Annotated in this window: 5 protein-coding genes; 4 read left to right on the forward strand and 1 reads right to left on the reverse strand. The window is 34.7% G+C overall.

Annotated elements, in window-relative coordinates; all coding sequences use genetic code 11:
• Nucleotides 1–36: 36 nt before the first annotated feature.
• Complete coding sequence (gene hflX / locus ACP15M_RS07460) at nucleotides 37–1,245, reverse strand: GTPase HflX (RefSeq protein ID WP_425076562.1); 1,209 nt, start codon at nucleotides 1,243–1,245, stop codon at nucleotides 37–39.
• A gap of 72 nt (nucleotides 1,246–1,317) precedes the next feature.
• Here hflX and ACP15M_RS07465 point away from each other — a divergent pair, with 72 nt between their 5' ends.
• The 4 genes from ACP15M_RS07465 to ACP15M_RS07480 all read left to right on the forward strand — a co-directional run bounded on the left by ACP15M_RS07465 (nucleotide 1,318) and on the right by ACP15M_RS07480 (nucleotide 10,173).
• The gene (locus tag ACP15M_RS07465; RefSeq protein WP_425076563.1) at nucleotides 1,318–2,280 is read left to right on the forward strand and encodes an endonuclease; all 963 of its coding nucleotides are present in this window, start codon (nucleotides 1,318–1,320) and stop codon (nucleotides 2,278–2,280) included.
• 206 nt (nucleotides 2,281–2,486) lie between these two features.
• Nucleotides 2,487–7,244 (forward strand): gliding motility-associated C-terminal domain-containing protein, encoded by a 4,758-nt coding sequence (locus tag ACP15M_RS07470; RefSeq protein WP_425076564.1) that lies wholly within the window; start codon nucleotides 2,487–2,489, stop codon nucleotides 7,242–7,244.
• A 94-nt stretch (nucleotides 7,245–7,338) separates the two neighbouring features.
• Entirely contained in the window at nucleotides 7,339–8,241 is a 903-nt protein-coding gene (locus tag ACP15M_RS07475; protein WP_425076565.1) for a PorP/SprF family type IX secretion system membrane protein, read from the forward strand.
• Nucleotides 8,242–8,259: 18 nt separating this feature from the next.
• Nucleotides 8,260–10,173, forward strand: a complete 1,914-nt coding sequence (locus ACP15M_RS07480; RefSeq protein WP_425076566.1) for an OmpA family protein — start codon at nucleotides 8,260–8,262, stop codon at nucleotides 10,171–10,173.
• The last annotated feature ends 35 nt before the right edge of the window (nucleotides 10,174–10,208 follow it).

Consider the following 10,208-nt stretch of genomic DNA (forward strand, 5'->3'; position numbering starts at 1 on the left):
AATTAGATAGCCTTTTTTATTTTGTAAACCCGAAGTTTAATTTTCTTCATAGTCAGGATACAAAAAATGATTGTATGGAAAACGAGTCACATGAATCTCTCTTACTTCGTCATAAACACGTTTTTTAAATTCTTTCAAGTTTTCTTTATTTAAAGCCGAAATGAATAATGCATTTTCCCCAACTCTATTCATCCATGTATTCTTCCATTCTTCTAAAGTATAATGGGCAGAAGTTTTTTCAGTTACTAAATCATCTTCATCCAAAGGTTCGGCTTCATAAGCATCGATCTTATTAAACACCATTATAGTAGGTTTGTCTGCGCTATCAATTTCACCTAAAATTTTATTTACGGATTCAATATGTTCTTCAAAATTTGGATGCGATATGTCAACAACATGCAATAATAAATCGGCTTCTCTTACTTCGTCTAATGTGCTTTTAAACGATTCTACCAACTGTGTAGGTAATTTTCTAATAAATCCAACAGTATCAGTTAATAAAAATGGCAAGTTTTGAATCACAACTTTGCGAACAGTGGTGTCTAAAGTTGCAAATAATTTATTTTCGGCAAATACATCACTTTTACTAATCACATTCATTAAAGTAGACTTTCCTACATTCGTGTAACCAACAAGAGCAACCCTTACCATTTTACCTCGATTACCTCGTTGCACAGCCATTTGTTTGTCGATGGTTTTTATTTTGGCTTTTAACAACGCAATCTTGTCTCTAACAATACGTCTATCAGTTTCAATTTCAGTTTCACCAGGACCACGCATTCCAATACCACCTTTTTGTCGTTCAAGGTGAGTCCACATACCTTTTAATCGAGGCAGTAAATATTCGCATTGTGCCAATTCAACTTGTGTTCTCGCGTAGCTTGTCGTAGCACGTTGAGCAAAAATATCTAGTATTAAATTGGTTCGGTCTAAGACTTTGCAGCCTAATATTTTGCTAATATTTCGTTCTTGAGCAGCAGATAATTCATCATCAAAAATGGCTGTGCCAACGTGATTGTCTTTAATGTAGGTTTGTACGTCTTCCATTTTTCCAGAACCAATAAAGGTTTTTGGATTTGGCATATCCATTTTTTGAGTAAAACGTTTTAAAACTTCACCTCCAGCAGTATAGGTTAAAAATTCTAATTCATCTAAATATTCTTTAGAACGATCTTCATTCTGTTCTTTAGTAATAACTCCAATGAGAACCGTTTTTTCAAGTTGTATGTCCTTTTTTTCTATCATAAATCAAAATAATAGCAAAGTTACGTAAATCAAAGTATGTGTATTGTCTTTATAAAATTTAAATTTGTCTTGATGGAAAAACAAAGTACAACAGAAGTGCATTTTACAATAGCATTTTATAATGTAGAAAACCTTTTTGATTTTGAAGATAATAAGTTAACTCATGATAACGATTTTTTGCCGCATTCGGTAAAACGATGGACTAAAAAGCGTTATGAACGGAAGTTGTATAAACTAGCAGAAGCTATCTCAAAGATTGGTTTTGATGATCTTCAAAAACCTCCAACATTAATAGGAATAGCTGAAGCTGAAAATAAAAAGGTGCTTCAGGATTTAATTAGAACGGAAGATTTGAAGGATCACAACTACGATATTGTGCATTATGATTCAAAAGATGAAAGAGGGATTGATGTAGGTTTGATTTACAATAAAGATGAATTTGAATTAGAGTACTCTAAACCTTTTTCGGTGTACTTAGAAAAAGAAAATGGTATTCAAGATTTTACTAGAGATATATTATTAGTCTCTGGAAAACTTAATGGAGAGTTAATTCATTGTATTGTTAATCATTGGCCTTCGCGTCGCGATGGTGTTAAGGAGTCTTCTGTAAATAGATTAGCAGCTTCTCATAAAGTGATAGAAATTATTGAAATGATAAGAGCTAAAGAGGTAAATTCTAAGATTGTTGTAATGGGAGATTTTAATGACAATCCAAATAATGAAAGTGTAAAAATGCTTTCTGAAAAATCCGGGCTATTTAACCCAATGAAAATCTTAGTGTCTTATTCTAGAGGAACTCAAAATCATAATTTCAAGTGGAATGTATTCGATCAAATATTATTCTCAACCAATTTTTTTGAAACTAACGATTCAAGTCTAAAATTTGAAAAAGCAGATATCTTTGACGAGAAATTTTTAACACAATATCATGGTAAGTATAAAGGACAACCATTTCGAACCTATATTGGAAAAAAATACAAAGGCGGATTTAGCGATCACTTTCCAGTTTTTATACGTTTAAGCATGATGAATTAGCGGTTAATCTTTTTATCGATAAAAATGACACTTCGTCTATTATAACAATGTTAAGGCTTTCTTAATAACCATTTTTTTTATCTTCGGTTACTTATTTGGTTCTATTCATATAATGTTTAACCTTATTTATTTAGTCTTACTTTATGAATATATGAGGTTAAAGTGTTTATAATCAGAAAGCTAAAAAATAATTAATAGTTTAAAAAATGAAAAAGATTACTTCTCTATTAGCATTATTCCTTGTTTTGCTAGCATGGAATGCAAATGCTCAAATTACTACATATCCATATTTTGAAGATTTTGAATCTGGAGATGGTGGATGGACTGTTGATGATCCTGCAAATGTTTCTTGGGAGCTTGGTACTCCAGCAAATGCAGTTATTAATAGTGCTGATTCAGGTACTAATGCTTGGGTAACAAGTTTAACAGGTGACTATGCAACAAATGAAAGTGGAGCTGTAGTTAGTCCTGTTTTTGATTTTTCAAGTTTGGCTGCACCTTCAATCGAGTTTAGCATATGGTGGAATTCTGAGTTTAGTTGGGACGGAATGGTATTGCAATCATCAATAGACGCCGGAACTTCTTGGCAAAATGTTGGTGCTTTTGGTGATCCAAACAATTGGTTTACAGATGATACAATTGGAGGTGATCCAGGAGGACAACAAGAAGGTTGGACTGGTCGTGATGCTGCCAACGGTTCAGGTGGCTGGGTTGTAGCTCGTCATGCCTTAGTTGGATTAGCAGGAGAAAGTAATGTGTTGCTAAGATTTGCATTTGGTTCAGATGGTAGTGTGCAAGATGAAGGTATTGGGTTTGACTCAATTAATGTGTTTGATGTATCGTGTCCAGAACCATCAGGTGTTACAGCAGCTGGTGTTTTTGCAACCACTGCTGATATAAGTTGGACAGCAGGAGGAGGAGAGACAAGCTGGGAAATTGTAGTGCAACCAGCAGGAACAGGCGTTCCTACAGGATCAGGAACACCTACAACAAATAATCCTTATACTGCAACAGGCTTAACAGCAGTTACAGATTATGAGGTTTATGTTCGATCAGATTGTAGTGGCGAATTTAGCCCTTGGGTTGGACCAGTTACGTTCCAAACAGCGTGTTCGGTTTTTGTTCCAGAATACAATGCAGATATGTCAGTTAATGTTCCTGACGCTTGTTGGGATGAATCTAATGATGGTGAAATAGCTGATGGACCTAGTGGTTCTGGTACATCAGATTGGCGTGATGGGACAAACTATGCGTTTGGTGATAGTAATGCTATCAACCTATTTGGAAACACTGATAGAGAATGGTTATTATCGCCATTTTTTGATTTATCAGCTGGTGGCTACCAATTAGAAGTTAATGTAGCAGTAACAAACTGGCTTAATGGTGATGAAGATGACTCTATGGGATCTGATGATGAAGTAAGATTATTACAAAGTATTGATGGTGGTGCAACTTGGACGACTTTAACAACTTGGAATGCTGCTAATGAGCCAGCTGTTGGAGGTACAGAATATATAGAAGATTTATCTGGAGTAACTGGAACTAATGTGCAATTTGCAATTTGGGCTTCAGATGGAACTGTTAATGATGCTGAAGATTATGATTTTCATGTTGGTAAATTTAGAGTAAGAACACCTCCAACATGTCAAGAGCCTTCTAACTTAACTTTAGATACGTTTTCAGATGTTACAGCAGATATAAGTTGGACACCTGGAGGTTCTGAAACCTCTTGGGAAGTTGTGGTGCAGCCAGCAGGTACTGGTGTGCCAACAGGATCAGGAGTAGCAACAACAAATAACCCATACACAGCAACAGGACTTACTGCAACAACACAATATGAAGTTTGGGTGCTTGCCGATTGTGGTGCTCAAGGTTTAAGTAGCTGGACAGGACCTTTAACGTTTACAACGCTTAATACGCCTCCTCCTCCTCCAGTTGGAGTAACATGTACATCAGGAAGTTCTTCGTTTATTTTTACAGCAGAATTTGATGGAGTAGATGGTTGGACAGGAGATATTAATGGAGGTGATGGTACTTGGGAGATCCCTAATGACTCTGGATCTGGAGATACTGGTGCCGATGTTGCTTTTAGTGGAGCAAGTTATATGAATTATGAAGCTTCAGGTGGAGCTACTGATACAGCTTCAGCTGTGACGCCAGCCATAGATTTAACAACAGCGGTTGATGGTGCTGAATTATCTTTCTACATGCATGCTTATGGAGCAGGTATGGGAACATTAAATGTAGGAATCTCTAATTCGCCAACTGGACCATTTACAACGGAGTTTGCTTGGGCAGGAGATTTACAAACTTCTGGTTCAGATCCTTGGGTGCCTATAGGAATCAATTTAGATGCTTACTTAGGTCAGGTTATATATATAGAATTTAGCCATACAGGAATAAACGATTTTGAAGGTGATATGTCTATTGATTATGTTAGAGTGGAGACTTGTGGATCGTTTTGTATTGCACCTAGCAGTATTATTGTTTCTAATGCGACTCAAACAACAGCAGATATAGATTGGACAGCTAATAGTGGTGAAACTGATTGGGAGTATGTGGTTGTTCCTTTAGGTACAGGAGAACCAACGGGTTCAGGTACACCAGTGACAACAACATCTATAACTGAAACAGGATTAACAGGAACTACAGAATATGAGGTTTGGGTTAGAGCCAATTGTGGAGGTGGTACGTTTAGTTTATGGGCTGGACCAATTCCATTCTTTACTGCTCCAGAAAATAATGACCCTTGTTCTGCAACTACAGCTGTAGTTAATGCCGATGATACATGTACTACTACTACTTTTGGAACAATTCTTCAAGCAACACCTTCAGGAGTTCCAAGTGGCTCTTGTGCTGGAGATCCAGATGATGATGTTTGGTTTGAGTTTGTAGCTTTAAGTGAAAACCATGTAATTACGATTGATAATATTGCAGGTGGTACAACTAATATTGACCATGCACTTTACGAAGGAAATTGTAATGGTTTAACCGAAGTATATTGTTCTGATGATACCGTGAGTTTAACTCCATCTTTAATAGTTGGTAATACGTATTGGATTAGAATATTTTCTGGTGGAAGTGATAATGAAACAAGTACATTTGATTTATGTATTAGTACTCCAGATTTAACATTTTGTCTTGAAGCATTACCAATTTGTGCTAGTGATTTAGAATATCCGAGTATTATAGGAGATGATATAGCGCCACCATATTTAGATTATGATTGTTTAGGTTCTCAGCCAGATCCTATTTGGAATGCAATTTATTTTGATGAGTCTGGAGATTATGTATTTACTTTAGAACAGACTGGTAATGATGGTACAGGTAATGATGTCGACTTTATAGTTTGGGGTCCATTTAACGCACAAGATGTAGCTTGTGCAGATTTATTACCTGAAAATGTAGCCGACTGTAGTTTCTCTTTCGTTAGTATAGAAACTATTGAATTAAATGGCGTTCAAGCTGGAGATGTATATATTATCTTAATAACAAATTATTCTCAAGATGCAGGTGTTTATACCTTTACACAAGATTCAGGTCCACCAGATGGTACTAATTGTGAAATAGTTTGTGATGTTGAAATCCTATATGGAGGTGTCGCAATTACAGAGGATCCAATGACTCCAGGATTTGGTGAAATACCAGCATTATGTGGTGTGAGTTCTATTGAATTAGAGGCGAGTTCTCCATATGCTGATTCGTACCAATGGTATGATCAAGATAGTATTCCTATTGTAGGTGCTACAAGTTCTACCTTAACGGTCACAGAGTCTGGAGGTTATTTTGTAGAGGTTAATGGTGATGTATGTGAAGGGTTTTCATATTCTATTGTTGTAAATGTAACTCTTGGAGCACAAGCAGTTGCAAACCCAGTAAATGATATGATTACTTGTGACGATGCTTCAGCTGATGAAGTAGAAGATTTTGATTTAGGAGATCAAACAAGTACAATACTTGGTGCTCAAGATCCAGCAGATTTTAATGTAACATACCATGCATCTGTAAGTGATGCTGGGCTAAATATGAATCCATTACCTCTTGTAGATTATTCTAATACATCAAATCCTCAAACAATACATGTAAGAGTAGAAGATGCCAATGCTCCAGGTTGTTTTGTGTTGTCAACATTTGATTTGATTATTTCAGGACCTACACCAACGGTAAATAGTGTTACATATGCTGAATGTGATGATGATTTTGATGGTATAATCTTATTTGATTTAGCATCTCAAGATGCAAACGTTCTTGGTGCTCAAGATCCAGCTAATTACAATGTAAGTTACCACTTAACACAAGATGATGCAGATAATAATACAGCTGCTATTGATACCTCTAATTTACACAGTAGTGCTTCTGACACTATTTATGTAAGAATTGAAAGTAATGTTGCTTTTGATTGTTATTCAACAGGTACTGTTGAACTTGTAGTAAACCCATTACCAGATACAAGTTTTGCTCCAGATACAGATTTCAGTTATGAAGTGTGTCCTAATGCCTCAGCTCCAATTATGATAACTGCCATTGCAAATAATTACGCTGAAGCAGATGTAACTATTAACTGGTATTTAGATAATGGTTTAATCGCTGGAGAAAACAGTTTAACACTGCCAGTTATAGATGCTGGAACTTATACAATTGAAGTTGAAAATAATCTAACGGGTTGTATTTGGTCAGTAGATCAAACCGTTATAGAATTACCTACCTGTGTAATTCCTCAAGGAATCTCACCAAACAATGATGGTTTAAATGAAGTGTTTGATTTAAGTAGTTATAATGTTAGTAAACTAGAAATTTTTAATAGAAATGGTGTCTTAGTGTATTCTAAGAAAAATTATAAAAACGAATGGCATGGACAAACCAATGATGGTGACGAATTACCTGTAGGAACATACTTCTACACAATGGAATATGAAAACGGTAAGGAGAGAGCTGCATGGATTTACATTCAAAGAGAAAACTAAATCAATAAATTAATATTATGATGTACAGTATTTGTTAAAATGCAAATACTGTACAAATTATATCCAACAACTAAAAACAACTAAAAATTATCAGATGAAAAAACTTTATATTATTGTTGTATTTCTCATTGCAACACAAATGTATGGACAGCAAGATCCACAATACACACAGTACATGTACAACATGAATGTGATTAATCCAGCTTATGCAGGATCTAGAGAAAATCTTTCATTTGGGTTATTATATCGTACACAATGGACAGGCATTGATGGAGCACCAGAAACAGGAACTTTCTTTGGTCACCTTCCGGTTGGTGAAAAAGTAGGAATAGGTTTATCTGTCATTTCAGACCAAATTGGACCAGTAAAAGAAACGAATGCTTATGCAGATTTTTCTTATACTTTAAAATTAGGAGGAGCACATCGTTTAGCATTTGGTGTTAAAGCTGGTGCAACATTCCACGATATAGGACTAACTGGTATAGATTTAATAGATGAAGATGATCCTCTGTTTCAAGATATAAACTCAACAACTCCTAATATTGGAGCTGGAGTATTTTATTATACTGATAATTATTATTTATCATTTTCTGTACCTAACATTTTAAACTCAGTACATTTAGATGCTGATGGTTATGAATTAGGTTCGGAAGATAGACATTACTTTTTAACTGGAGGTTATGTGTTTCAATTATCAACTAACACTAAGTTGAAGCCTTCATTCTTGGTTAAATCTGCATTTGATGCGCCTACATCGTTCGATGTGAATTTAAATGCGTTGTTTTTTGAGAAATTTGAAATAGGTGGTTCTTACAGATTAGATGATTCTTTTTCTGGTTTAGTGAATTTTGCTGTAACTCCAACAATAAGAATAGGATATGCATACGACTCTGTAACATCAGATATTAAAAAGTATGCTCCTGCATCTCACGAGTTCATGTTATTATTTGATTTGAACTTCCCGAAAAATGTTTCACGTTCACCAAGATATTTCTAACCAGCTAAGCTAAAGATTATGAAAAAAATAGTAACACTTTTTACAATAGTAGCATTAAGTAGTTTTAGCTTAATAGCTCAAAATAAAAACACAAAAAAGGCAGATAAGCATTTCGCAAGATTTGAATTTGTTGATGCTGCTGAAGCCTATAAAAAATTAATTGATAACGGTAAAGGCGATGCATACGTTTATGGACAGTTAGCCGAATCGTACTATAATGTATTTAATACGCAAGAAGCCGAAACTTGGTATGCCAAAGCTCTCGAAACTTCTGATGAACCAGAAATGATATTTAAGTATTCGCAAATGCTTAAAGCTAATGGTAAATACGAAGAATCTAATACGCAAATGGCAAGGTTTGCTAAAATGAGACCTAGTGATGATAGAGCAATAGCTTTTAAAGAAGATCCTGATTATTTACCAAAAATCCTTGACAAAGGGAAGAAGTTCAATATTCAAAGTCTTGGGTTTAATACGAAGTTTGCCGATTTTGGAGGAACTTTTAAAGATGGTAAATTATATATCGCGTCTGCTAGAAATACAAATCGTAAAACTTATGGATGGAACGAAGAACCGTTTCTTGACGTTTATGAGTTAACAAAAAATGAAGATGGAACTTATCAAGCAGCAACATTAGTTGAAGAAGATGTTAATACAAAATACCATGAAGGTGTAGTGTCTTTTTCTCCTGATGGCAAAACCATGTATTTTTCTAGAGAGAGTTACTTTGAAAAGATATATGAAAAAGATTCTATTACTAAAGTAAGATATAGTAGATTACAATTATTTAAGGCTACTAAATCTGGAAGTACTTGGAGTAATGTTGAAGGTTTTCCAATAAATAGCAAAGAATATTCAATAGCGCAACCTTCGGTAAGTCCTGATGGAAAAACACTTTATTTCTCTTCAGACATGCCTGGAGGATTTGGTCAAGCAGATATTTATAGAGCTGCTATTAACGATGATGGTTCATTAGGAGAACCTGAGAATTTAGGACAAAAAGTAAATACTTCTGGAGTAGAAAAATTTCCATTCGTAAGTAGTAAAAACATACTTTATTTTTCTTCAAATGGGCATTTAGGTTTAGGAAACTTAGACGTATTTGTTTCTAAAATTGTTGATGGAAAAATGGGACCAGTTCGTAATATTGGTATTCCAATTAATAGTAGTGCAGATGATTTTGCTTTTACTATTGATGAAGAATCAGAAGAAGGTTATGTGTCATCTAATAGAGATGGTGGTTTAGGTGGAGATGATGTTTACAGCATTAAGAAAATACAACCTTTATTTGATGTATTAGTTGCTGGAAAAGTAGTAGATTCTAAAACCGGAAACCCTGTTAATGCAGCAAGTGTTACCTTATATGATGACCAAGGAAATAAGGTTTTATCTAAAGTAACCAATTCTGACGGAACTGTAGATTTTATTATTGAAACCGAAAAAGATGCCGAATTAGAGATTGTTATGGATGGTTATGTAAGCCAGAAATTTAAAGTAAATGCTACTACAGATGAAGAAGTCTTAGTTAACATCATGCTTGATCCTATTGAAGAAATTATTAAACCAGAAGAGATTGTTTTAAACCCGATTTTCTTTGAGTTTGATAAATCTAATATCACATCTCAAGCTGCTTTTGAATTAGATAAACTAGTTCAGGTTATGAACAAATATCCTGAAATGGTTATCAATGCTATGTCTCATACTGATAGTAGAGGTTCTGCATCATATAATGCAAGATTATCTGATAGAAGAGCTAAAACCACAGTGCAATATGTGATTTCTAAAGGCATAGATAAATCTAGAATATCTGGAGCTGGTAAAGGAGAAAGTGAACCAAAAGTAGATTGTGGTTCTAATTGCTCTGAAGAAGACCATCAAATGAATAGAAGATCAGAATTTATTATTGTGAGTGGAGGACCACAAACAAAATAATTAAATATTTCAATGACAAACTAACCAATTATAAA

The organism is Psychroserpens sp. S379A, from assembly GCF_049800755.1.
Lineage (GTDB): Bacteria > Bacteroidota > Bacteroidia > Flavobacteriales > Flavobacteriaceae > Psychroserpens.